This window comes from Streptomyces sparsogenes subsp. cuspidosporus, assembly GCF_039532705.1.
GTDB classification, from domain to species: Bacteria; Actinomycetota; Actinomycetes; order Streptomycetales; family Streptomycetaceae; genus Streptomyces; species Streptomyces sparsogenes.
On record NZ_BAAASD010000001.1, the window covers coordinates 267,391 to 289,296 of the forward strand.

Here is a 21,906-nt window from a genome sequence, read left to right on the forward strand (position 1 = left end):
CTCGGCGGGAAACGGTGGCGGAGGTACGAGGGGGGATCCGGGTTCGGCCCGGCTCCGTGCAAGCGCCGCCGGCAGCCGGCCGAGTGTGCCGGGGCTCAGCGTGGGGATCCGGGTTCGGTCAGGTGTGGGCCGTGCTCGTGGTCACACGCCTGGTCGAGGCCGTAGGTCTCCCGTGCGGGGAAGGGGTCCGCCCAGGCCGGCCAGCCGGCCTGGGCGGACGAGCGCGTGCTCCCCGTCGGTGAGCAGGCATGCGGACAGGGCTTCATGCAGGGCGGCGGGCCGCAGTCCGGTGCCGATGAACGCGAGTTCCTGGCCGTGGTCGGTGTCTTCCCCGGTCTCGCTTCGGTCGTCGCGCGTTCGGGACGGCTCGAACCGGGCGACGGCGCCCGCCTGTGACCACAGTCCGGTCACCCCTGGGCGAGTGGCCAGGTGGAAGAAGCCCTTGGAACGCAGGATGCCGCCGTAGGCCCCGCTGTCCAGGCCCGTGGCGACGAAGTCCCAGAGCCGGGACGGATGGAAGGGCCGGGTGGCGCGGAAGACGGTGCTGGAGATGCCGTACTCCTCGGTCTCCGGCACGTGGTCACCGCCCCGCTCCATGGCCCAGCCGGGGCCTGTTGGGCGTGTTCGAGGTCTAAGCGGCCTGTTCCGAGTACCTCCGCGGGGGCGCCCCGGCCATGTCGTTGACGATCACGGCGACCCGCAGTCCGTCGCGGTTGTTGAGGAGATGGTCGAGGAGGGTGGTCTTGCCGGATCCCGGAAACCCCGACAGGACCGTCACCGGAAGCTGGTCGGACACGGCGCGGTCAGCCCTCGGGGCGCAGCAGACCGCGCCGGTAGGCGGGGACGAGCTGCCGCGGCACTCGGTGTTCGCGGCCGTCGATGGTGATCGTCACCAACTCCGGCGCGCTCGCCTTCCATTGCGCGCGGCGGTGGCGGGTGTTGCTCCGGGACATCTTCCGCTTGGGTACGGCCATGACGCACGGCCCCTCTCCTGGTCGGTGTGGCCCCGCCACCGTATATGAAAATGGGTACCGTTTCCATGTAGTGTGATGGTGCTGTGACGTCGTCCGTCAGGAGGAGAGGTGCCATTGGTGATGTTGCGGGTACGCAGGACCGCTTATGAGCTGATCACCGCCATCGGACGGGCGGCGGAGTGAGAGCCGGGGGACGGGGCCGTCATCATCTCGTCGGTGCACGGGCTGCGCGCCCCCGAGTTCAAGAGCGCGTACGTGGCGGCCAAGCACGGGCTGGAGGGGCTGTCCAGGGTCGTCGCCCTGGAAGGCGGCCCCTACGGCGTCACTTCCAACTGCGTCAACCCTGGCTATGTGCGCACCCCGCTGGTGGACCGGCAGATCGCCGATCAGGGCCGCGCCCACCACATCACCGAGGCGGAGGTCGTGGACTCGGTCCTGCTGGAGTCTGCCGCTCTCAAGCGCCTGGTCGAGCCCGAAGGGGTGGCCGAGGCGGTGGCGTTCCTGTGCGGTCCCCAGGCGGCCGCCATGACCGGCACCGACATGGTCATCGACGGAGGCTGGACGGCCCGCTGAAACGGATCAGGGTTCCGACATCTGCGCGGCGGTCTTCGGTCCGGGGGCGGTCCGGGGGTCGGGCCGGGGGCTGTGCCAGTCCAGGTCGGCGGCCGGGACCAGGGCGCCGGCCAGCGCGAACTCGGGGGCCTCGCAGAAGGGGGCCGAGGGCAGCAGCTGACGCTGGATCTCCGCGGCCAGGCTGACCGAGGTGGTGCGATTGCCCCAGTGATAGAGGTCGGTGAACCGGCGGTCGGTGACAATGATGTACGCCATTGCGTGCGCCGCCTGTTCCACCCGCTCCAGAATCTGACCGGCGCCGGGAGCCGAGGGTCAGTCGTGCGGTACGACGGCCACCGGAACGGGGGAGTGGTGCAGCACCGCATCTGACACGTACCTCCGCGCGTAAAGGGGGGGGCGACGGGTGTTCCGCGCCGGGGTTCATCGCGGGACGGTCGTGGTGCTGATGTCGGAGATGCGCTTGGTGGCGAGGTCCGAGCGCACGGAGAGGTAGGTGTACGCGGGGTGCTCCGCGGTGCCCCAGGCGAGCCGCACCCGCGTCCAGGTGTGCCCCATGGCGCTGTCCCCGTAACTGACCTTCCAGGCCGTGGGAACGCCCTGAGCGCGCAGTACGCCGTCGGCGGCGTGCCGGCCCTCCCACGCCGCCAGACGCCGGCGGAGATCGGCGGTCAGGTAGTGACGACGTAACTCCTGGCCGAGCTGTTCACTCGCGGAGCCGCGGGCGTCGATGTAGGCGCCGTAGAAGTTCGCCACGTGATCGAAGGCGGACTCCGCCGCCCCCGACCGGTCCGCCGGCACGGTGTCCGCCCGGACACCTGCCGCGCGCGGTGCGGAGGTCGTGGTGTCCGCGGCGCTGGGGACGGCCGGAACGAGTGTCAGCAGGGCGGAGGCGAGGACGGTGTGCAGCACGGTTCTGAACATGGTGGTGTCCCTTCTACGGACGGACGGGGGGAACGGGGTCGGCTTCGAGGCTGTCTCCACGGCTGCCTTTCGGCGGGCAGTCAGCCGTGCGCGACCACGGCCACCGGCGCGGCGGAGCGGTGCAGCACGGCGTGGGTGACCGGACCGATGCGCGGGCCGGGCCGGGGGCCGTCGGTGAAGCGACCGACGACCATCAGGGCCGCGTGGTCCGACGCGTCCACCAAGTGTTCCGCGGGGCTGCCGACCACGGCCTGCTCACTCACCTCGACGCAGGGATACTTCGCCCGCCACGGGTGGAGTACCTCAGCGAGCTCGCGCGCGACCCGGGCTGACGCTCCCGTGCTCCAGAGGAGCGGGTGGCCGGAGACCGGGGGCGGGCTCCATCCGTGGATGACGCGCAGCGTGGCCGCGCGGCGGGCTGCCGCGTCGAACGCGAAATCGAGCAGTTGGTCGGCGGGCCGCCCAAGATCGACCCCCAAGACCACCTCGCTGTGGGCGCGGGCCGCGGAAGCGGTGGTGGCCGCGCCGATCCCGCGGTCGCCCCTGTCGGCCCCGCCGGTCGGTACCAGGACGACGGGGAGCTCGGCCCGGGCCACGATCGACAGCGCCACGGAGCCGACCAGAACGCCGGTGACCCTGCTCAGGCCCCGGGAGCCGAGCACCAGCAACTCGGAATCCTCGGCGGCCGCCAGCAGCGACGGAACGGGTTCTGTGGTGACCTGCTGATGGACGATCCGCAGGTCCGGGTGGTCACGCCGCAGCCGCGCCGCGGTGTCGTGCGGGAGGCGCTCGGCCCATCGGGCCAGTGATTTGCCTCCGGTCAGTGGCGCGTAGGTGAACGAGTGCCAGTCCAGCGCGTGGACGAGGTTCAGCGACAGCCCGCGGCGCTGTGCCTCGCGGGCCGCCCAGCCCGCCGCGGCGAGGCTCTCGGGTGAACCGTCCAGACCGACGGTGACGGTACGGGGCATGGGGGCGGACCTCCTTCTGGGGTGGCGCTCCCACCATCTCGGAGGAGACGGCGCGCCGGGATGGGCCCCAGGTCCCCTGAACGCGGCCGACCGGCCCCATGCCGCGCCCCTGCGCGGTCGGGCACCCGGCCCGGCAATACAGGCGCCTGCACGGCGTTGGCGACCCCGCAGTGCAGGGGTGCTGTCAGGCCGTGGTGCGGGCGCTGTCAGGTCGTGGTGCGCCGCCGAGCCGCGAGGTCACAGGCCTGCCCGCAGCAGTTTGTCGGGGGTGATCGGGAGGTCGCGGATGCGGATGCCGGTGGCGTTGTGGAGGGCGTTGGCCACCGCGGCGGCGGTGCCGACGATGCCGATCTCGCCGATGCCCTTGGTGCCCATCGGATTCACGTGCGGGTCGTTCTCCTCGATCCATTCGGCTTCGAGGTCGCGGATGTCGGCGCAGGTGGCGATGTGGTACTCGGCGAAGTCGTGATTGACGTAGTGGCCGGTCACGGGGTCCATCGTGCTCTGCTCCCACAGCGCCGTGGACAGGCCCATCGTCATGCCTCCGAGGAACTGCGAGCGCGCGGTACGGGGGTTGACGATACGGCCGGCGGCGAAGACACCGAGCGCTCGCGGCACGGTGATCTCGCCCGTGTCCGGGTCGACCTCGACCGCTACGAACTGCGCGCCGAACGCGTGCATGGCGTAATGCTCCGCGGCCTCGTTGTCGCCGGTGCCGCCTGTGGCGGAGGCGCCCGGGTCGGGGCGATGGCCGTGCCGGTCGCGCAGATTGCCGGCCGCGTCGTAGATCGCGGTTCCCCAGGTGGTGATGCCCGACGAGCCGCCCGCGACGGACGCGTGCGGCAGTGATGTGTCGCCGATCCGCAGGTCGACCTGTTCGAGCGGTACGGCCAGCGCCTCCGCCGCGACCTGCGCGAGCGCGGTCCAGGTGCCCGTGCCGAGGTCGACGGCGCCGATGCGCACGCGGTAGCGGCCGTCGGGCATGACGTCGATGGCCGCCTCGGAGCCCGGCAGGCGGTGGACCGGATAGGTGGAGGCGGCGACGCCGGTGCCGGCCAGCCGGCCGCCCGGCCCGGGCTTGCGCGACGGCGCGTGCTCGCGGTCGGCCCAGCCGAACCGCTCGGCGCCCAGGCGCAAGCAGGCCACGAGGTTGCGGCTCGAGTAGGGCTTGCCGGTCTGGGGGTCCACGGCCGGCTCGTTGCGTACGCGGAGCTCGACCGGGTCCATGCCGAGCGCGATCGCCAGCTCGTCGATCGCGCACTCGCCCGCGTACATGCCCGGGTTCTCGCCCGGCGCGCGCATCCAGGACGGGATCGGCACGTCCAGCGGCGCGAGCCGATGCGAGGTCCTCCGTGCCCGCGAGGCATACATCACCCGGCTCGCGACGGCGGTCTGCTCGGCGAACTCCTTGATCCGCGAGGTCTGCTCCCAGACGTCGTGGACGAGCGCGAGCAGGTGCCCTTCCGCGTCGGCGGCGAGCCGCAGCCGCTGCACGGTCGGGGTGCGGTAGCCGGCGATGGAGAACAGCATCTGCCTGGTCAGCGGCAGCTTGACATCCCGGCCCGGGGTGGCGCGAGCGGCCAGGGAGGCCAGGACGTCGTGCGCGTGCGGCGTGCCCTTGGAGCCGAAGCCGCCGCCGACGTGCGGCGCGATCACACTCACCTGCTCGACCTCCAAGCCGAACAGGGGCGCGATCAGCTCCCGCACGCCATGGACGCTCTGCGTCGAGTCGTGCAGGGTGAGGTGCCGGGTCGCCTCGTCCCAGCGGGCCACTGTGGTGTGCGGCTCCATCGGGTTGTTGTGGTAGGCGGGCGTGGTGTAGGTGGCGTCGACGGTCGCGGCGGCGGACGCGAGGCCGGCCTCGACGTCGCCGTCCTCGGTGTCCGTGGGATAGACCGGGTTGACCTGCTCGGGCGCGTAGAGGTCGGGGTGGTCGGGGCGCAGGAGGACATCGTGGTCCTGCGCGTCGTAGGAGACCTCGATCGACTCGGCCGCCTCACGCGCGGCCTCCGCGCTGTCGGCGACGACCACGGCGACGAACTGGCCGCGGAAGAACACCTCCGGCGACTGCAGGACCCAGAACTCCTTGTCCTCGTCGGAGGCGAGGCGCTCGGCGTTCTCGTGCGTGAGGATCGCGAGCACGCCGGGGACGGCGGACGCGGCCTCGGTGTCGATCGCGGTGATCGTGCCGCGGGCCACGGTGGCCTGCACGGGGTGGGCATGGACGGGAGCGGTGAAGGGGTGCTCGGCGGCGTAGGGCGCGGTGCCGGTCACCTTCGCCGGACCGTCGCGCCGCTCGCGGTCGGTGCCGATCTCGCGCTGCTGGACGGTGGCCATCGGCTACCTCCGCTCGCTCAGGTCGCGTAGTACGGCCACGGTCGTGCGCAGCGCCAACGGCACCTTGAACGCGTTGTCCTCGGTCGGCGTCGCCGCCTCGAGCTCCGCCTCTGCCGCGGCGCGGAACGCCTCCTCGGTGGCCGGGCCGCCACGCAGCCGTGCCTCGGCCACCGACGCGCGCCACGGCTTGTGGGCGACTCCGCCGAGCGCGATCCGCACGTCGTCGATCGTGTCACCGGCGAGATCGAGCACGGCGGCGACGGAGACCAGCGCGAACGCGTAGGAGGCCCGGTCCCGCACCTTGCGGTAGACCGAGCGCCCGGCCACCGGAGGCAGATCGACCGCGGTGATCAGCTCGCCCTGGGCCAGTGTCGTGTCCTGTTCCGGCGCGTCCCCGGGAAGCCGATAGAAATCGTGGAGGGGGATGCCGCGTGACCCCTGGGGCCCCTGCACCCGCACCACCGCGTCGAGCGCCATCATGGCCACGGCCATGTCGGACGGGTGGGTGGCGATGCAGTGGTCGGAGACGCCGAGGATGGCCAGTTCACGCGAGTAGCCGCCGATCGCCGAGCAGCCCGAGCCGGGTGTGCGCTTGTTGCACGGGGTGGTGCGATCCTGGAAGTACACGCAGCGCGTGCGCTGCAGCAGGTTGCCGCCCGTGGTCGCCAGGTTGCGCAGCTGGCCGGAGGCGCCCGCCACCAGCGCTTGCGCGAGCACGGGATAGCGCTCGCGCACCAGAGGGTGCGCGGCCAGGTCTGAGTTGCGCACGGTGGCCCCGATGCGCAGGCCCCCGTCGCGCTCCTCGACGAAGTCGAACGGCAGCCGGGTGACATCCACCAGCAGCTCCGGAGCGGCGATCCCGAGCTTCATGTGGTCGACGAGGTTTGTGCCGCCACCGAGGAACGCCGCACCGGGACGGTCCGCGACGAGCGCCACCGCGGCCTGCGCGTCGCTCGCCCGCTGGAAGTCGAACGCCTTCACCGTGCCGCCCCCTGCTCGATCGCGGCGACGATGTTCACGTACGCGCCGCAGCGGCAGAGGTTGCCGCTCATCCGCTCGCGGATCTCCGCCGGCGTCCGCTCGGGTGCCGAGCCGACGTCGGGCGTCACATGGCTCGGCCAGCCGGCCTCCAGCTCCGCGAGCATCCCGACGGCCGAGCAGACCTGGCCCGGCGTACAGTACCCGCACTGAAACCCGTCCCGGTCAAGGAACGCGCGCTGCATCGGATGCGGGGTGTCCTGCGTGCTGAGTCCCGCCGCGGTGACGATCTCCGCGCCGTCGTGCTGGACCGCGAAGGCCAGGCACGTCGTGACGCGCCGGCCGTCGAGCAGGACCGTGCAGGACCCGCACTGGCCATGGTCGCAACCCTTCTTCGGCGCCGCCACCCGCACGTGCTCGCGCAGCAGATCGAGCAGGGTCACCCGAGTGTCCACCGTCGCGGTCCGCTTCTCGCCGTCGACCGTGATCGTGATTGTCGCTTCCATGGCGAAGGCTCCCATCGGCTCGCCAGACGGCGTACGAGGACGCCCCGGGTACCCCATCCGCCAGCTGGAAAACCGGTGGTCCGCAAGGCGTCGTCTTCACCGCGGCAGAAGCGTCGGCCCGGTCGCACCACGCTCCACCCCCGGCCACTACGGTGCCGGTCATGAGCGACCCCACACGTTGTTCGACCCCGATGACACCCCGGCCCTGGACACCCCGTCCGTCGCGTTCTCAAGGACGGCGAGGAGGACGAGGAGGAGTGACACCGCACACATGGCCGTGCCGGGCCCGCGGCCGGAGCCGCCGGCTGAGCCGCTGATCGCTCAGTCGATACAGAATTCGTTGCCCTCGATATCCAGCATGGGGATGCACGAATCATTGCCGTCGTACAGCGTTTGCACATGTACTGCGCCGAGCGGTATCAGTCGTGCGCATTCCGCCTCGAGCGCGGCGAGGCGTTCTTCACCCACGAGTCCGGTGCCGACCCGCACATCAAGATGCACCCGGTTCTTGACGGCCTTTCCTTCCGGAACGCGCTGGAAGTACAGCCGCGGGCCAACACCTGAGGGATCTATACAGGCGAACCATGAATCCCGTTCCTCAGGTGGCTGCGAGCGATTGAAATCATCCCACGTGGCAAACCCATCTGGCGGCGGCGGTACGACGTACCCCAACACCTCGCACCAGAAACGAGCAAGACGCTCAGGCTCTGCGCAGTCAAAGGTGACTTGGAACTTCTTGATCGCTGACATCGGTGCACCGTACCAAGAGGACCTGAAACCCTGCCGCTCATTTCTCCAGCGAGATCCACCCGCAACCCCGTCAGCACCCTGGGCCACCGTGTCAGTGTGCGTCGTAGATTCCCTGGTAGTGACCCAGTGCCGTCTGGTGGATCTTCTCGTCGCTCCAGTGGGCGAAGCGGCCGGGGGCCAGACGCTCCGGCGGGACGAGGTGGCGGCCGGTATCCAGCAGCATGTTCGCCAGCTGGCGGCCGACACCTCCGGCGTGTGTCACCCACGACGCCTCCGCGAACCACAGCCCGGGCAGCTCGGCAGCGGGGCCGACGAGGGGGAGTTCATCGGGGGTCAGGGCGAACACCCCGTTGAGCCGACGGCCCTGGGGCGCGTCCCGAAACGCCGGGACGAGGGCGCCGGCCGCTGCGACCGCGGCGCCGAAGTCGGCGTCGCGGAAGGGGCGTTCGGCCGATGTGAGTGCGGGGGTGGGAGTCAGCGAGAGCGGGGCGTGGGAGTAGGTCCCCAGTCCGTAGCGGCGGCCGTGGCGGCGGGTGTAGACCGCGTGGTCGGGATAGCGCACGATCGGAATGTCGATGGGTGTGTCGTCAAGGCCGGACACCTGAGTGGTGAACACGTAGGGGTGCTGGACGTCCACCATGGGCAGCCGCACCCCGGCGTCCGCCGCCAGTACGGGGCCCCAGATGCCTGCGGCCAGAACGACCCGGTCGGCCCTGAGCAGCTCGGCGTCCTCGCCCACGCGGACGCCGACGACCCGGCCTCGCTCCCGCTCCAGCGCCCGCACGGGCTAATTCCAGCGGAAACCGGCACCGCCCCGCTCAGCGGCGGCGACCAGCGCATGCGTGAGGGCGGCCGGGTCGGCGGCACCGTCGGGCGTGGCGCTGAGCTGACCGAGGAAGCCGGGGGCCAGGCCGGTCGATCCCGGCAACACGTCGCGATCCCTGGCGTCGACGACCGTCACCTGATCGTGCCCCAACCGGGTGAGGTGATAAGCCACCGAGGCCCCCACCACACCGGCCCCGACGACCACGATGTCTGCGGTAGCCATGAGTCTCCGTCCCCCTTTTTCTTCCGGTCGGCAGGAGCCTGTACAGGCACGAATGACGAGGCCCCGCCTGGGCGGGGACGAAGGTTGCCCACGGGCCTGTCAGCGGGGTGACGCTGGGCTGGCAACCAGTCGACCTGCAGGCTTTGGTACCGGGCGAGGCTTTGGGCGACTGTCGGCAGGGCTGCCGGCTCTCCCGGCTTCCGGGAAGGAAGACACATAGCCGATCACGCGACTACTAGGCTGCGACGATGGAACGCGCAACCGACGTGCCCGAGAGCACGGCCCAGTCTGCTGAACCGGACAGGGTGAATGACTACGACGGTTTCGCCGAGGCTTATTCGGCGGAGAACGAGAACAGCCTCGTCAACGCGTACTACGAACGGCCGGCGATGTTAGCTCTCGCCGGAGACGTGGCCGGCCACCGGGTCCTGGACGCCGGTTGCGGCTCGGGCCCCCTGGCCGCCGCACTGTGCGAACGCGGTGCGGTCGTCACCGGCATCGACGCCAGCGCCGGGATGCTGGCGTTGGCCAGGCGGCGGCTCGGTAACGACGTGGCCCTGCACGTGGTCGACCTGCGCGACCGCTTGCCGTTCGGCGACGGTGTGTTCGACGACGTCGTCGCGTCGCTGGTCCTGCACTACTTGGAGGACTGGGGGCCGACGCTGGCCGAGTTGCGGCGAGTGCTCAGGCCCGGCGGCCGGCTGATTGCGTCGGTGGACCATCCTGTCACGGCCTACACGATCCGGGATCCTCGGCCCGACTACTTTGCGACCACGGCCTATACCTTCGACTGGATACTCGGCGGGCAGTCCATCCCGATGCGGTTCTGGCGCAAGCCGTTGCACGCGATGATCGATGCCTTCACCCACGCGGGTTTCCGCCTTTCCGCCATCACCGAGCCGCAGCCCGACCCAGCCGCCCGTGAACTGTTCCCCGACGGTTTCCATGATCTTTCGACCAAGCCCTGCTTCCTGTTCTTCGTCGTCGAGGTACCACCATCGGCCGCGGGCTCGGACGAGTAGCCGGGCGGCGCCCGCAGTGCCGCCCGGCCTGCGTCGCCGGAGGACAGGGCCCGGAACGCGTCGCATTTCGGCTCGGCAGCCGATTTCCGCGGCGGTTCGGGTGGCTTCCCCCCGGCGTGGGACGCCCGGGTCGAGGCCGCGCGTGGTGCGGGGGACCGCGGGCTGGCCGAGCAGATCCGTCGGCGCAGCAGCACCAGCTGACCTTTGCTCTGGCCCTGGCAGGCCGGTGAGCTGACGGAGGCCGGGCGCGGCGTCACGACTGCGGGACGGAGGTGGTGGCCCGGGTCACCGCTCGTGCCCGTCCTGGGTGGCTGAGGACGTCGGTGCTGTCGATGAACTGGTCGACGGTGCCGGTCAGTGGCAGTGCGCGGACCGCTGGGTCGGTGATGCCGGCTGTCAACGCCGCGGCGAAGCGTTCGGCGTGCAGGACCTGGAACGGTCTGCTGTGGTAGGTGCGCGTGGTGGGGTCGACCGGGTCGGTGAGGCGGAGCCGGTTGTGGGCGGCGGCGACGGTCTCGTAAGCGCGGGCCAGGTGGTGCTCGCGGGTGTGCCAGTCGGTGGCGGCGAGGGCCGCGGAGAGGACGGGCGTGAGGGCGGCTGCCTGCGGGGTGCGGGCGAAGGCGCTCCCGAGCCATTTGCTGTAGGGCGGGTAGCGGCGGTCCATGAGCAGACAGAGCCGCATCAGTTCGCGGACCAGGCGGGCCGCGACGACGGCGGAGCCGAGTTCGTCGGCCACTTCGCCACACCGGCCGACGAAGGCCTCCTCCCGGGAGATGCGCTGCCACTGGCAGGCGAGTACGTGGAGCCAGAGATCGTGGGGGTACCAGGCGAGACGCGTGCGGGCCGGAACGAGTCGGCCGAGGCCGTCATGGAAGACGGCGCCGGCGGTGACTTCTGCGAACCGTTGCGTGGGAGTGGCCAGCCAGTCCGCTCGGGTGACGCCCCGGCCGGGGTCGAAGCCCAACTGAGCGGTGAACCAGGTGGCCGGGTCGGTGATGTCGACGCGGTGGTGCACCGGCCCGTCGGTCGCCTGCATGACGCGGATGCCCGCCTCGGCCGTGGGGGCGAAGTGCGTGGGGTACCCGTAGAAGGTCTTCGGCAGACGCGCGGAGAGCAGGTCATTGATCGCCGCCCCGTGGCGGGCGACCTCTTCTGGGCACAGAAGAAGCTGGAGGCGCGGCCCCCACTCGTGGTCGGCGGAGCGGGCGGTGTCGAATCCCAGGACCTCCGAGCCGCTGCCGAGACGGGCAGCGGAGTGAGAGATGTCGGGCGCGGCCTCGTCCAGCAGGGGCCGGACGGCTTCGAAGTAGAAGCGGCGGGAGAGCTCCAGTCCGGGGATGAAGGACGGTGTGGTCATTGCCCAGAGCCTGCCGGACCGGCGTGGCGTTGGGCGAAGGCTTTTTCCGGGGACGCGCTTTTGCCCGGTGAGCGCAGGTCCACGTTCCGCTCGGTGGAGGGCCGGCGACCACGCGCGGGACGTGAACCGGGCCGTACACGAGGCCCGGCGCCGGGCCCGGGACAGGGCCGCACAGGACACAACACCGGCATCGCCACCTTCGCGATGCGCGGCAAGCAGTACCTCGTCGCCCTGCGCGCACAGGAGCAGGTGCTGATGCTGCACACCCTGCACGGGGCCGACGAAGTCCGCGACCCCCACCAGGAACTTCCGGTGCTGCCCAGCCGCGGCGACGCCCAGGGCAAGGAGATCGTCAGCGAGGAAGCCCCGCCGGAGGTCACCAACGTCATCGACCTGATGGAGGCCCTCCAGCGGAGCGTCGAGCAGAGCCGGGGGTCCAGAGGCAAGGCACCGGAGGAGCGTAGGGACAAGAAGACCGCGGCCCGGAAACCGGCGGGGAAGGTGGCGGCCAAGACGACCTCGCGCAAGCAGGCGAGCACGTCGGCCACGGCAGGCGGCCGGGATAAGGGGAGGCGCGAGTTGCGGCAGCTGAGCAAGGCGGAGCCGTATCAGCGGGCCAGTGACCAGGGCATTCCCGGCCGGTCGAAGATGAGCCATGACGAGTTGGCGGATGCTCTGACCCGGGCCGGGCGCCGTCGGAAGAAGAAGGCCGCGTAAGGACACCGGCTCGCGCCGGCTTGCGATCGGCGGCGACGCCTGGCCCTTCACCGAAGGCTCAGCCACCGGACGGCAGGGAGATCATCGCGCGTCCGAGACCCCGAGCAAGCCGGCATCGCCGCGCACCGACCGCGGTCGGACGGGTGAGCGCCGGGACAGCAGCCATCCCATCAGCGCGGCGGCGAGGCCGGCCAGGCCGGCCGCCGCGAAGCCGCCTGCCGGTCCGGACGCGTCGATCGCCCCGCCGACGATCGGGACGCCGAGGGCGAAGCCCGCGCCCAGCGCCGAGGACTGCAAGCCTGTCGCCTCACCGCGCACGCTCGCGGGCGCGAGCCGGCTCACGGCGTCGGACAACGCGGAAAGAGTCGGTGCGGCAAGCAGCCCCGCGCCGCAGCCTGCCACACACAACCAGCGCCAGTCGTGGGACAGTCCGGCGGGAATGGTCACCAGCCCGAGCAGGCCGAGCAGCAGCCAGGTGGGCAGCGGTCGCGGGAGCGCGCCGTACAGAAGCCCGCCGGTGATGGAGGCCGCGCCGTACACGGCCACCACGAGGGCGGCCCAGGAGACCTGGCCGGCTTCCTCGAGAGTGGCCACGATGGCCAGGTCGGTGCCGTTGAGCACGATCGTGGCGCCGAACGCCATCACCAGCACCGCGATCATTCTCGGGCCCAGCCACTCCCGGCGACGGGGGCGGTCGGCCGGGGCGGCCGGCGCCTCGTCCCCGGCCCGCAGCGGGGGGTTGAGCAGGGCGATCCCCGCACCGCCCGCCGCGATCGCAGCGCCGACGCCCCAGGCCACCACGCCGGAGGGCAGCTGTGCCGCGCAGAGGATCACGATCGGCGGGCCCACCATGTAGGACAGCTCGCCCTGTACCGCTTCCAGCGCGAAGGCGGCCCGGCGCTGTCCCGCCCCCGTCATCGCGGCGATCGCCTGCCTGGTCACGATCGGGGCCGGCACCATCAGCAGACCTGCTGCGAAGGCGGCGGCCAGCAGGGGCGGGTACGTCAGTACCGCGACGCTCAGCCAACACGCGATCTGAACCGCGACGGTGATCAGCAGCACGATACGCGCGCCCCGCCGGTCGATCACGCGGCCCAGCAGCGGACCGCCCAGCGCCAGACCGGCGGTCATGGCCGCCGCGGCTCCTCCCGCTGCCGCGTAGCTCATGCCCAGGCCCAGCACGACGTACATCGTCAGCGCCATCCCGGAGGCCGTGATCGCGGTGCGGGCGAGAAGCGAGACGCCCAGCAGCGATGCCATCCCGGGCACGGCGAGCACCTGTCGGTATCGAGTCACCCGCGTGACGCTAGCTCCGATCATCCGGCGATAGGAAGTGATCATATGATTGGAACCTATATAATGGATTTTTATGGCCAGGGATCTGGAGATCGTACTGCTGCGGTCGTTCGTCACCGCGGTGCGGGCGGGCAGCATCAGCCGCGCCGCAAGCACGCTGGGGCAGAGCCAGCCCGCGCTCAGCCAGCAGTTGCGCAAGCTCGAGAACACCATCGGCAGCCCCCTGCTCCGCCGGTCCACGACCGGCGTCTCGCCGACCCGCGCGGGTGACGAACTCCTGCCGTACGCGGAGCGCATCCTCTCGCTCTCCGCGCAGGCACTCGCCGAAGCCGGCCGCTCACTGACCGGCCACTGCGGCGTCGGGTTGCTCGAAGACCTCGCCGCGTCCCAGCTTCCGCAGGCCCTCGCCGACCTCGCCCGGCTGCATCCAGGCGCGACGCTCGAGGTGCTCAGCCTCTCCGGCGACGCGCGGCGCGAGGCGTACGACGCGGGACGCGTCCAACTCGTGCTCGACGAGGCGGCGGACGTTCCCGGGCGGCCGCGCTGGACGGTGCGCCGACCCCTGGTCTGGGCGGTCGGCCAGGGTGTGGACCTGGCTGCCGATCCGCTGCCCGTGGTGCTGTTCTCGGGTCCGTGCACCTGGCGTGCGTCGGTGCTGGAAGCCCTGGAAGGCGCCGACCGCCGCTGGCGGGTGGCGTTCGAGAGCAACAGTCTCGTCGGTGTGCTCGCCGCGGTGCGGGCCGGGCTCGGCGTTACGGCGGTGCTGCCCGGGAATCTCGAACCGGCCATGGCGTGCCACGACGCGGACGCCCTGCCCGGCCTGCCGGACATCGAACTCGGCCTGGCCAGGCACCCGCGGACCGAGGGCGATCCGCTGGTCGATGCCGTGGAGACCGCGCTGCGACGCATGGTCTGAGCGGCGCGGCCCTCTGCCCGTCGAGCCCGGTGCAGTTCGACCGTCTCGTCGCGTTGGTGCGGCGGCGGGGTGGTGACATCCAGCGGCACACCGGTGCGCACCCGGGAGCCACCCGCGTGCACGCGGACCGCACTGCCGCACGCGAGAGCAGGTTAGATCGATCACGCGGAACGGCATACATACACCTGCAGCCGCTATGGGCCCGGCGCGCGAGCGGGCCATGCGCCCGGGTCGCCTCTCCCGGTAAGGACCTAGTAAGGACCTCTATGCAAGCCATCACTGTGCGAGACCGTGACGCCGGTCTTGCCGGGATGTCCCTGACGGACATCCCCCGCCCCCATGCGGCCGAGAACGACGTCATCGTGCGGGTACACGCCGCCGGCTTCACCCGGGGTGAGCTCGACTGGCCCGCCACCTGGACCGATCGCGCCGGCCGCGACCGTACACCGAGTGTGCCGGGGCATGAGCTGTCGGGTGTCGTCGCAGAGCTGGGATACGGCACGACCGGCCTGAGCGTCGGACAGCGGGTGTTCGGCCTGGCCGACTGGGCCCGTAACGGCACGCTCGCCGAGTACACCGCGGTGGAGGCCCGCAACCTGGCCCCACTGCCTGCGGACATCGATCACACCGTGGCCGCCGCGCTGCCGATCTCCGGGCTGACCGCCTGGCAGGGCCTGTTCGACCACGGCCGCCTCACCGCGGGCCAGACAGTCCTGATCCACGGTGCCGCGGGCGGTGTCGGCTCGATCGCCGTACAGCTCGCCCGCGAGGCCGGCGCCCGCGTCATCGGCACCGGCCGGGCCTACGACCGGGACAGGGCACTCGCACTCGGCGTCGACACCTTCATCGACCCGCAGACCGAGAAGCTGGAGGACGCCGGCGAGGCCGATGTCGTGTTCGACGTGATCGGCGGCGACATCCTCGACCGCTCGGCCGCCCTGGTCCGAGCCGGCGGCACGCTGGTCACCATCGTCGAGCCGCCCAAGGTCCGGCCCAAGGACGGGCGGGTGGTCTTCTTCGTCGTCGAACCCGACCGCGCCCGGCTCGCCGATCTCGCCATGCGGCTGAGGGACCGCCGGCTCAAGCCGGTCGTCGGTGCTGTGCGGCCGCTCGCCGAGGCGCCCGCCGCGTTCGCCCCCGGCAAACGCACTCCAGGCAAGACGATCATCCGCGTCACGGAAGCCTGAATCAGGAGTCCTTCTCGTCACCCACGACCACGCCGACTCGGACACTCCGCGGACACCGCAGGCCCACCTGCCCTGACCCCCCGCCATCCGCTCGGCGTCGGCGTTTCGCCGCAGGAGGGTGCCCGACGCGGGCCAGCCGCGGAACCGTGCTCAGAAGCCGGTCATTGTGATCTTGCCGATGGCCTTGCCCGCCTCCAGGACGCGGTGCGCCTCACGCAGGTGCTCCGCGTTGATCGTGCCGAGGTCGGTGGTGGCGGTGGTGGTGAGGATCCCGGCGTCCACCAGGCGGGCGATCTGGTTCAGGATGTGCCGCTGCACCGCCTGGTCGGGCGTCCGGTGCAGCGAGCGGGTGAACATGAACTCCCAGTGGAAGGAGATGCTCTTGGACTTCAGCAGGCCGATCTCGACCGGGCCGAAGTCGTCGATCGCCAGGAGCCGTCCGAACGGCTTGAGGATGTCCGCGTAGGCCGCCAGGTTCCGGTCCGTGCCCGCGGTGCCGAAGACGAAGTCCACTCCCCCCGGAGCCAGCTCCGCCACTTGCGGGGCCAGGGGCTCGCGGTGGTCGACGATGTGGGACACCCCCATCCGGCGGGCGAACTCGATGGTCTCCGGGCGCGAGGCGGTGCCGATCACGGTCAGGCTGGTCAGCGCCCGCGCCAACTGGGCCACCATCGCCCCGACACCGCCCGCCGCCGCGGTGACCAGCAGGGTGCCGGTCTTCTCCAGGGCGCCGTCGCGCAGACCGAGATGCTCGAAGAGGCCCTCCCACGCGGTGAGCGACGTCAGCGGCAGGGCCGCCGCCTCGGCGAAGGAGACGGTGGCGGGCTTGTGACCGACGATGCGCTCGTCCACGGTGTGGAAGAGGGCATTGCTGCCGGGCCGGTCGATGGCCCCGGCGTAGAAGACCTCGTCGCCGGCCTTGAACGCCTCGACCTGGTCGCCCACGGCGACGACCGTCCCCGCGGCGTCCCACCCGAGAACCTTCGGCTCACCGCCCGGGTCGTTGTTCTGCCGCACCTTGTAGTCCACCGGGTTGACCGCGACGGCCTCGACGCGTACCAGCAGGTCGCGGGGACCGGGCCGGGGGACCGGCAGCGTGATGTCGACCAGGCTCTCCGCGTCGTCCACGGGCAGGCTCTCGCGGTAGGCGACCGCCGGCATGGTGGTCGGGATCTCAGTCATCTCTTGCTCCTCAAGGTGCCGGGGTGTTGGCTGCCTCAGCAACGTACCCGTGGGGAGGTAGTAACTTTCAACGGCACTTACTTCCCCAAGGGAAGTAAGCTGGTGAGGACAGAATCATGAGGGAGGGACGCGAGAATTGGCGACGACGTGCGCATCCGCGCGACACGATCACCACGACGTCTATGCGGCCCAGTGCCCGTGTCGCGAGGTGCTGGATCTGCTGGCCAACAAGTGGTCGGCACTCGCGATCGGGGCGATGGAGGAAGGACCCCAGCGCTTCGGAGCGCTGCAGCGACGCCTGGAGGGCGTCAGCCCGAAGGTGCTCACCTCCACGCTCCGTCGCCTGGAGGAGAAGGGGTTCGTGGACCGGACCATCTATCCCGCGGTGCCGTTGCACGTGGAGTACGCGCTGACGGACCTGGGCCGCAGTGTGGCCCAGCCGCTCGGGCAGTTGCGGCGCTGGGTGGAGGACCACATTGACGAGATCGACTAGGAACGCGATTCGCTTGCCCCTGGCGCCGGCGACCGGCTGAAGAGCCGGTCGCCGGGCGCGCGGCGCAGCGAGCGGCCGGCCACTCCTCGCCGCGCGGTACCCACCTCGGCCGCCAGCGGCCCGCGTTCCTCGGCTTCGGCCGCCGGGGCGTGACCGGCAAGCTGGAGAAGGTGATCGCGCTCGTGCCGGTCGAGCCGCAGCGCCGCGGCGAGGCCTCACACGACCCCACCGGCACCCGGTCTGCTCGTGCGCAACGGCTTCGGACGCTCCTCCAGGGCCCGCTACCACTCGGCACCCCGGCCCCCGGTGCCGAAGACGGAGAGGGCAACTCATGTCCGGAATCAAGGACAAAGTGGTGGCGATCACGGGAGCCGGCAGTGGCATCGGCGAGGCGACCGCGCTGCTGCTCGCCGAACGCGGCGCGCGACTCGTCCTCGGGGCACGCCGGTCCGAACGCCTGACGGAACTGGTGGCCCGGATCGAGAAGGCAGGTGGCACGGCCGTGCAGATCCGTACCGACGTGACCCGGCGGGACGACCTGAAGGCCCTGGTCGCGCTGGCCAGTGAGTGCTTCGGCCGACTCGACGTACTCGTCAGCAATGCCGGAGTCGGCGGGACGGTTCCAGGCCGGGCTCAACTGCCGGCCGTGCCGGGAAGGCGCAGGGCGAGCAGGGCGACGTCGTCGTCGAACTTCTGGCCACGTCCGGCCATCAGCTCGTCGCACAGTACATCCATGGGGGCCCTGACCAGCCGCGAGGCATGCTCGGCCAACGCACGCAGGCCGACGTCGATGTCCTCGTCGCGTCGCTCGACCAAGCCGTCGGTGAACAGCAGGAGCGTGGCCCCCGGCGGCAGCGGATGCACGTGGTCGAACCTGGGGACAGAAGGCTCGATGCCCACGGGGATCCCGTGCCGGGCGGGGGCCAGATAGCGGGTGGCTCCGTCGGTGGTGACCACCAGCGGCGGCGGATGCCCGGCATTGGTCCAACGGAACGTGTACCCGGCCTCGGTGCCGCCCTCGATACGGCCGAACACCAGCGTCGCGACCGGGGGAGGGCCGAACATCGTCAACGCGGCGTCGAGTTTCGACACCACGAGGCTCGGCGGCCCGCCCCGGTCGTGGGCCAGGGCGCGCAGCATGTTGCGGATCTGTCCCATCAACGGCGCGGCCTCGACATCGTGACCGGTGACATCGCCGATGACGACACCCGTGGCGCCGTCGGGCAGTGGCAGGGCGTCGTACCAGTCCCCGCCGAGCTTGGGGAGATGCGAGGCCGGCTGGTAGCGGGCCTGCACCTCGATCGGTGCCAGGTCGGGGAGGGTGGGCAGCATGCTGCGCTGGAAATGCTCGACGGAATGCTTGAGATGCTCGTACAGGCGGGCGTTCTCGACGCTGACACTCGCCGCGCTGGCAAGCGCGGTCAGCAGCGCCTCGTCGTCGTCGGTGAACGGCGTGCCGTCCCGCTTGTCGGCCAGGTAGAGGTCCCCGTAGACGGTGTCGCGCACCATGAGGGGGACACCCAGCAGCGTCGTCATGACCGGGTGGCCCTCCGGGAACCCGACGGCATCAGGGTGCACGGCCAGCTCCGACACCCGCAACGACCGCCGGTCGGCCACCAGAGTCCGCAGCACGCCATGGCCTTGCGGCAGGCCCATCGCGGCGCACAGACGCGGGTCATCGATGCCCACGGTGATCAGGTCGGCGAAGGCGCCGTTCTCCCCGAGCACGCCCAGCGCCCCGTAGCGCGTGGCGACCAGGTCGGCAGCCGCCTCCACGATGTGATGCAGCACCGCCTCGGTGTCCAGGTCGGCGCTGATGGCCACGACCGCGTCCAGCAGGCGCCGCAAACGGCGCTCGTCCGAAGGCGCCTCTGGCGCTTGCGCGCCCGGAGCATCGCGAGCTTCCTCGGGCACCGGCGACCGATTCGCCCCGGGCGCGGTGTCATCAGGGCCGAAGCCGTCGCCCGGCCGCCGTCCCGGATCGCGCGCCATACCTCTTCCTTCCCGCGACTGCCGAGTGCGGTCACCACCTCGTCCAGCGACGTCACCCTACGCGTTCGCTGCCCCGAATCCAGGGCGCAACCCGCGCCGCACCGGGCGCTCGATCGAGGCGACCGGCCCGCGACACGTTCACCGGACCTTCACCCATCGGGGGTGACGGGCATCGGTTCGCGGGCACCCGGAAGCCGCTCGCGCCGTGAGAGAAGGAGCCCTCTCGTGCTCTTCGTCGCCGCTCTACTGCTACCCGTGCTGGTGCTTCTGCTGATCGCAGTGGACCGTATCGAGGACTGGCTGGCCGAAACCGGACGGGACCCGGCGGACCACCCCCGGGCCCACCGTCACTTGCGTCTGATTCCGGGACGGGCATCGCAGAACGCTGCCCGATCCCAGCCGGACCTGCCGGAGCAGCGGTCCGACGCGGCCTGACCCGAGCACCTTGTCCTGTCCCGGTCGGCCGGCCTGTCCCGGTCGGCCGGCCTGCGCCGGCCGACCCGGTCGACGATCGGCCGCCCGGAGGGCCGGTAGCCTCGGCTCACTGTCCCGGACCGTGACGCCGACCGCGCCACCGGTGACCCGCGTTCGGCACGAGGCGCCCCGGCCGGCAGTCGGGCTACTGCGCCAGCAGGCTGATCCCCAGCATCGTCAGGGCGATCACCTTGGCGGTCTCGAAGGCCACGTAGTACACGTGGTCGCGCGAGCGTGGCAGGTCCTCCCCGGCAAGCACCCGGTCCGACCTGCGATTCAACCGGCGGCGGATCACCCCCAACTGCACCGCGAGCAGCACCACCGTGGCGGTGGTGAGCGCCACGACGACCGGCGTCTACCTGCTGGTTCTGCTGTTGTGGAGCGGATTCTCCGCATGGCGCGACGGAGCCGCCGTGCCGGTCGACGACGCGTTCGCCATGGCGAGCTTCGCCCTGCTCACCCTCCAGTTGCCGTCCGCGTGGCTGCTGAGTGTCTGGCGCGCCCGGCACCTGCGCGTCGTCCTCGACCAGAACGACGGCGGCACGACGGCCACCCGCGTGGCCGGCCGGTGAGTGTCAAGGCCATCACCGCCGCCGCGACGGCCTGTGTGGCCCTCGCGGGCTGCTCCACCACCGTCCCGATGAGCGGCACCGGCTTCGCAGTGCCAGTTCGGCAGCGGATGGGACGTCCTCGCGCCGGGCGGTGACCGCCGTACGCTCCAGTACGCTCGCGCGGACACTCAAGGCGCGGTCGCAGGGGGCCTCCGCCAGCCGCTCGCAGGCGCACGGCGGCCGGCCTGCGACGCGCCATCGGGGCCCGCGTCCACGACGCACGCGCCGTGGCGCCCCTGCCACCGCCTCGGGCCGCCCAAGCCGCCGCGACGCGGCCGGTCGGAAAGCGACTCGCGCCGGGGGCGTGAGCCACTCCCTCTTCCTCCCGGCCTGCCCGACCGCAGTGGATCCTATCTGATTTTACAGTCGCGACCTTCGTTGCCTGGAAGGTTCAGTACGATATGCCACTTTATGAAGAGGGGTTGACGGGGCCTCGGAACCTCGCCCAGTATCGCGGATACAAAAATCCTATCTGATTCAGCGGGGTGGTCTCATGTTCCGACACAACACCGCGGCATCGACCGCCATCACCCTTGTCCTGCTTGCAGGAGCCTCACAGGGCTGCACCATCAAGTCCTCGGACGACCCCGGGAGGTCCGGGGGGCCCGGGGCCGCCGCCCCCAGGGCGGGCAGCGGGTCCGCGGAACTCACCGACGGCTCCAAGGTGAAGGTCGCCCTCGTGCCCGGAGGTGCCCACCCGTACTTCACGCCGTGGAAGAAGGCCGGTGTCCAGGCCAAGGAGGAGCTCGGGCTCGGCGGTGTCACCTTCGACGAGACCGCCGAGTGGGACCAGCAGAAGCAGAACAACCTGGTCTCGACGCTCGCCGCCCGCGGCTTCAACGCATTCGGCCTCTTCGGTGTCTCACCCACCGACATCAACACCACGTTCGCCGACCTCAAGTCCCAGGGTTTCGCGGTGGCTTCGCTGGGCTCGTGCCCCGCAGGCAGGAAGAACGAGGCCGACTTCTGCCTGTCCACGGACGTCGAACTCGCCGCGTACAAGGCGGCGAAGGCCACCATCGAAGCGATGGGCGGCAAGGGTTCGCTCGTCCACCTCACCGGCGCCAACGTCGACGCCAACACACAGCGCCGGGTGAGGGGCGTCGAGAAGGCGGTCGCGGAGACCGGAGGCAAGGTCAAGCTGCTGCAGACCATCACCGACATCGACAAGGACCTGCAGACCGCGCAGAGGGCGGTGTCCGACCTGCTCGCGGCCAAGGGCTCGAAGATCCAGGGCATCGTCTCCACCGCGTACAACCCGGCGGTCGCGGCCGCCGACGCCGTACGCGAGTCCGGTTCGAAGGCGAAGGTCGTGGCCATCGACGACGACGCCAAGATCCTCTCCTCGGTCAAGAACGGCTCCGTCAGCGCGACCGTCGTGCAGAATCCGCTCGGCCAGGCGGAGATCGGCATCTGGGTCCTCGCCCTGCTGGAGTCCGGGCAGTGCACGATGGCGAAGCCCGGCGTGATCGTCGACTCCGGTTCCTTCGTCGTCACCAAGGACAACGTCACCGGCTACGACGCCCTCCGGCGGAAGAAGACCGCGGACCTGAGGAAGCAGTTCGCCGACTCGCTCCTCTCCTGCGGCTGATCCCGGCCCTCGT

The 21,906-nt window shown here is 71.1% G+C and carries 23 protein-coding genes and 4 pseudogenes; 10 read left to right on the forward strand and 17 right to left on the reverse strand.

Annotated elements, in window-relative coordinates; genetic code table 11:
• Nucleotides 1-95: 95 nt before the first annotated feature.
• The 3 genes and pseudogenes from ABFY07_RS00910 to rpmF form a co-directional block, all read right to left on the reverse strand.
• A pseudogene (locus tag ABFY07_RS00910) lies at nucleotides 96-674 on the reverse strand (GTP-binding protein); the annotation flags it as partial.
• A complete protein-coding gene (locus ABFY07_RS00915; RefSeq protein WP_346172544.1) occupies nucleotides 632-796 on the reverse strand; it encodes a GTP-binding protein in 165 nt (54 codons plus the stop codon). The pseudogene ABFY07_RS00910 and the gene ABFY07_RS00915, both read right to left, overlap by 43 nt.
• Before the next feature lie 7 nt (nucleotides 797-803).
• A complete protein-coding gene (gene rpmF / locus ABFY07_RS00920; protein ID WP_346172545.1) occupies nucleotides 804-974 on the reverse strand; it encodes a 50S ribosomal protein L32 in 171 nt (56 codons plus the stop codon).
• Between the two features lie 201 nt (nucleotides 975-1,175).
• Between rpmF and ABFY07_RS00925 the strand changes: the two are divergent.
• Nucleotides 1,176-1,547 (forward strand): annotated as a pseudogene (locus ABFY07_RS00925) (SDR family oxidoreductase); the annotation flags it as partial.
• An 81-nt stretch (nucleotides 1,548-1,628) separates the two neighbouring features.
• Here ABFY07_RS00925 and ABFY07_RS00930 read toward each other — a convergent pair.
• From ABFY07_RS00930 to ABFY07_RS00970, 9 genes and pseudogenes are all read right to left on the reverse strand, one after another.
• Nucleotides 1,629-1,835: pseudogene (locus ABFY07_RS00930) on the reverse strand (serine/threonine-protein phosphatase); the annotation flags it as partial.
• A 132-nt stretch (nucleotides 1,836-1,967) separates the two neighbouring features.
• A complete protein-coding gene (locus ABFY07_RS00935) occupies nucleotides 1,968-2,468 on the reverse strand; it encodes a hypothetical protein (protein ID WP_346172546.1) in 501 nt (166 codons plus the stop codon).
• A gap of 80 nt (nucleotides 2,469-2,548) precedes the next feature.
• The gene (locus ABFY07_RS00940) at nucleotides 2,549-3,436 is read right to left on the reverse strand and encodes a universal stress protein (RefSeq protein ID WP_346172547.1); all 888 of its coding nucleotides are present in this window, start codon (nucleotides 3,434-3,436) and stop codon (nucleotides 2,549-2,551) included.
• A 237-nt stretch (nucleotides 3,437-3,673) separates the two neighbouring features.
• The gene (locus ABFY07_RS00945) at nucleotides 3,674-5,773 is read right to left on the reverse strand and encodes a xanthine dehydrogenase family protein molybdopterin-binding subunit (RefSeq protein ID WP_346172548.1); all 2,100 of its coding nucleotides are present in this window, start codon (nucleotides 5,771-5,773) and stop codon (nucleotides 3,674-3,676) included.
• 3 nt (nucleotides 5,774-5,776) lie between these two features.
• Nucleotides 5,777-6,754 carry an FAD binding domain-containing protein gene (locus tag ABFY07_RS00950; RefSeq protein ID WP_346172549.1) on the reverse strand — a complete coding sequence of 326 codons (978 nt, stop codon included), beginning with the start codon at nucleotides 6,752-6,754 and terminating at the stop codon, nucleotides 5,777-5,779.
• The gene (locus tag ABFY07_RS00955; RefSeq protein WP_346172849.1) at nucleotides 6,751-7,257 is read right to left on the reverse strand and encodes a 2Fe-2S iron-sulfur cluster-binding protein; all 507 of its coding nucleotides are present in this window, start codon (nucleotides 7,255-7,257) and stop codon (nucleotides 6,751-6,753) included. Before ABFY07_RS00955 ends, ABFY07_RS00950 begins: the two co-directional genes overlap by 4 nt.
• Nucleotides 7,258-7,578: 321 nt before the next feature.
• Nucleotides 7,579-8,007, reverse strand: a complete 429-nt coding sequence (locus ABFY07_RS00960) for a VOC family protein (protein WP_346172550.1) — start codon at nucleotides 8,005-8,007, stop codon at nucleotides 7,579-7,581.
• A 91-nt stretch (nucleotides 8,008-8,098) separates the two neighbouring features.
• On the reverse strand, nucleotides 8,099-8,791 hold the full coding sequence (locus ABFY07_RS00965; RefSeq protein ID WP_346172551.1) for an FAD-dependent oxidoreductase: 693 nt from the start codon (nucleotides 8,789-8,791) through the stop codon (nucleotides 8,099-8,101).
• A gap of 3 nt (nucleotides 8,792-8,794) precedes the next feature.
• Nucleotides 8,795-9,055, reverse strand: a complete 261-nt coding sequence (locus ABFY07_RS00970; RefSeq protein WP_346172552.1) for an FAD-dependent oxidoreductase — start codon at nucleotides 9,053-9,055, stop codon at nucleotides 8,795-8,797.
• Between the two features lie 248 nt (nucleotides 9,056-9,303).
• Between ABFY07_RS00970 and ABFY07_RS00975 the strand changes: the two genes are divergently transcribed.
• Nucleotides 9,304-10,077, forward strand: coding sequence for a class I SAM-dependent methyltransferase (locus tag ABFY07_RS00975; protein WP_346172553.1), 774 nt, complete (start codon nucleotides 9,304-9,306; stop codon nucleotides 10,075-10,077).
• A gap of 253 nt (nucleotides 10,078-10,330) precedes the next feature.
• Here the strand turns inward: ABFY07_RS00975 and ABFY07_RS00980 are convergent, their stop codons facing one another.
• Nucleotides 10,331-11,434, reverse strand: a complete 1,104-nt coding sequence (locus ABFY07_RS00980; protein WP_346172554.1) for a DUF4037 domain-containing protein — start codon at nucleotides 11,432-11,434, stop codon at nucleotides 10,331-10,333.
• A gap of 93 nt (nucleotides 11,435-11,527) precedes the next feature.
• Between ABFY07_RS00980 and ABFY07_RS00985 the strand changes: the two genes are divergently transcribed.
• Entirely contained in the window at nucleotides 11,528-12,151 is a 624-nt protein-coding gene (locus ABFY07_RS00985; RefSeq protein WP_346172555.1) for a Ku protein, read from the forward strand.
• 81 nt (nucleotides 12,152-12,232) lie between these two features.
• Here the strand turns inward: ABFY07_RS00985 and ABFY07_RS00990 are convergent, their stop codons facing one another.
• Nucleotides 12,233-13,447: an MFS transporter gene (locus ABFY07_RS00990; protein WP_346172556.1), complete on the reverse strand. Its 1,215-nt coding sequence runs from the start codon at nucleotides 13,445-13,447 to the stop codon at nucleotides 12,233-12,235.
• A 73-nt stretch (nucleotides 13,448-13,520) separates the two neighbouring features.
• Between ABFY07_RS00990 and ABFY07_RS00995 the strand changes: the two genes are divergently transcribed.
• Together ABFY07_RS00995 and ABFY07_RS01000 are read left to right on the forward strand one after the other, a co-directional pair.
• Nucleotides 13,521-14,363 carry a LysR family transcriptional regulator gene (locus ABFY07_RS00995; protein ID WP_346172557.1) on the forward strand — a complete coding sequence of 281 codons (843 nt, stop codon included), beginning with the start codon at nucleotides 13,521-13,523 and terminating at the stop codon, nucleotides 14,361-14,363.
• Between the two features lie 266 nt (nucleotides 14,364-14,629).
• Nucleotides 14,630-15,550: an NADP-dependent oxidoreductase gene (locus ABFY07_RS01000; RefSeq protein ID WP_346172558.1), complete on the forward strand. Its 921-nt coding sequence runs from the start codon at nucleotides 14,630-14,632 to the stop codon at nucleotides 15,548-15,550.
• 150 nt (nucleotides 15,551-15,700) lie between these two features.
• Here the strand turns inward: ABFY07_RS01000 and ABFY07_RS01005 are convergent, their stop codons facing one another.
• Nucleotides 15,701-16,732, reverse strand: coding sequence for a zinc-binding alcohol dehydrogenase family protein (locus ABFY07_RS01005; protein ID WP_346172559.1), 1,032 nt, complete (start codon nucleotides 16,730-16,732; stop codon nucleotides 15,701-15,703).
• A gap of 208 nt (nucleotides 16,733-16,940) precedes the next feature.
• Between ABFY07_RS01005 and ABFY07_RS01010 the strand changes: the two genes are divergently transcribed.
• Nucleotides 16,941-17,225 carry a winged helix-turn-helix transcriptional regulator gene (locus tag ABFY07_RS01010; protein ID WP_346172560.1) on the forward strand — a complete coding sequence of 95 codons (285 nt, stop codon included), beginning with the start codon at nucleotides 16,941-16,943 and terminating at the stop codon, nucleotides 17,223-17,225.
• 331 nt (nucleotides 17,226-17,556) lie between these two features.
• Nucleotides 17,557-17,850: pseudogene (locus tag ABFY07_RS01015) on the forward strand (SDR family NAD(P)-dependent oxidoreductase); the annotation flags it as partial.
• Nucleotides 17,851-17,858: 8 nt separating this feature from the next.
• Here the strand turns inward: ABFY07_RS01015 and ABFY07_RS01020 are convergent.
• A complete protein-coding gene (locus ABFY07_RS01020; protein ID WP_346172561.1) occupies nucleotides 17,859-19,217 on the reverse strand; it encodes a PP2C family protein-serine/threonine phosphatase in 1,359 nt (452 codons plus the stop codon).
• A 225-nt stretch (nucleotides 19,218-19,442) separates the two neighbouring features.
• On the opposite strand from ABFY07_RS01020, the gene ABFY07_RS01025 reads away from it, so the two are divergent.
• Nucleotides 19,443-19,652: a hypothetical protein gene (locus ABFY07_RS01025; RefSeq protein WP_346172562.1), complete on the forward strand. Its 210-nt coding sequence runs from the start codon at nucleotides 19,443-19,445 to the stop codon at nucleotides 19,650-19,652.
• Between the two features lie 184 nt (nucleotides 19,653-19,836).
• On the opposite strand, the gene ABFY07_RS01030 is transcribed toward ABFY07_RS01025, so the two are convergent.
• Nucleotides 19,837-20,034, reverse strand: coding sequence for a hypothetical protein (locus ABFY07_RS01030; RefSeq protein WP_346172563.1), 198 nt, complete (start codon nucleotides 20,032-20,034; stop codon nucleotides 19,837-19,839).
• Between ABFY07_RS01030 and ABFY07_RS01035 the strand changes: the two genes are divergently transcribed.
• Together ABFY07_RS01035 and ABFY07_RS01040 are read left to right on the forward strand one after the other, a co-directional pair.
• Nucleotides 20,024-20,263 carry a hypothetical protein gene (locus tag ABFY07_RS01035; protein WP_346172564.1) on the forward strand — a complete coding sequence of 80 codons (240 nt, stop codon included), beginning with the start codon at nucleotides 20,024-20,026 and terminating at the stop codon, nucleotides 20,261-20,263. The genes ABFY07_RS01030 and ABFY07_RS01035 overlap by 11 nt on opposite strands.
• Nucleotides 20,264-20,795: 532 nt before the next feature.
• The gene (locus ABFY07_RS01040) at nucleotides 20,796-21,893 is read left to right on the forward strand and encodes a sugar ABC transporter substrate-binding protein (RefSeq protein ID WP_346172565.1); all 1,098 of its coding nucleotides are present in this window, start codon (nucleotides 20,796-20,798) and stop codon (nucleotides 21,891-21,893) included.
• Nucleotides 21,894-21,906: the final 13 nt, after the last annotated feature.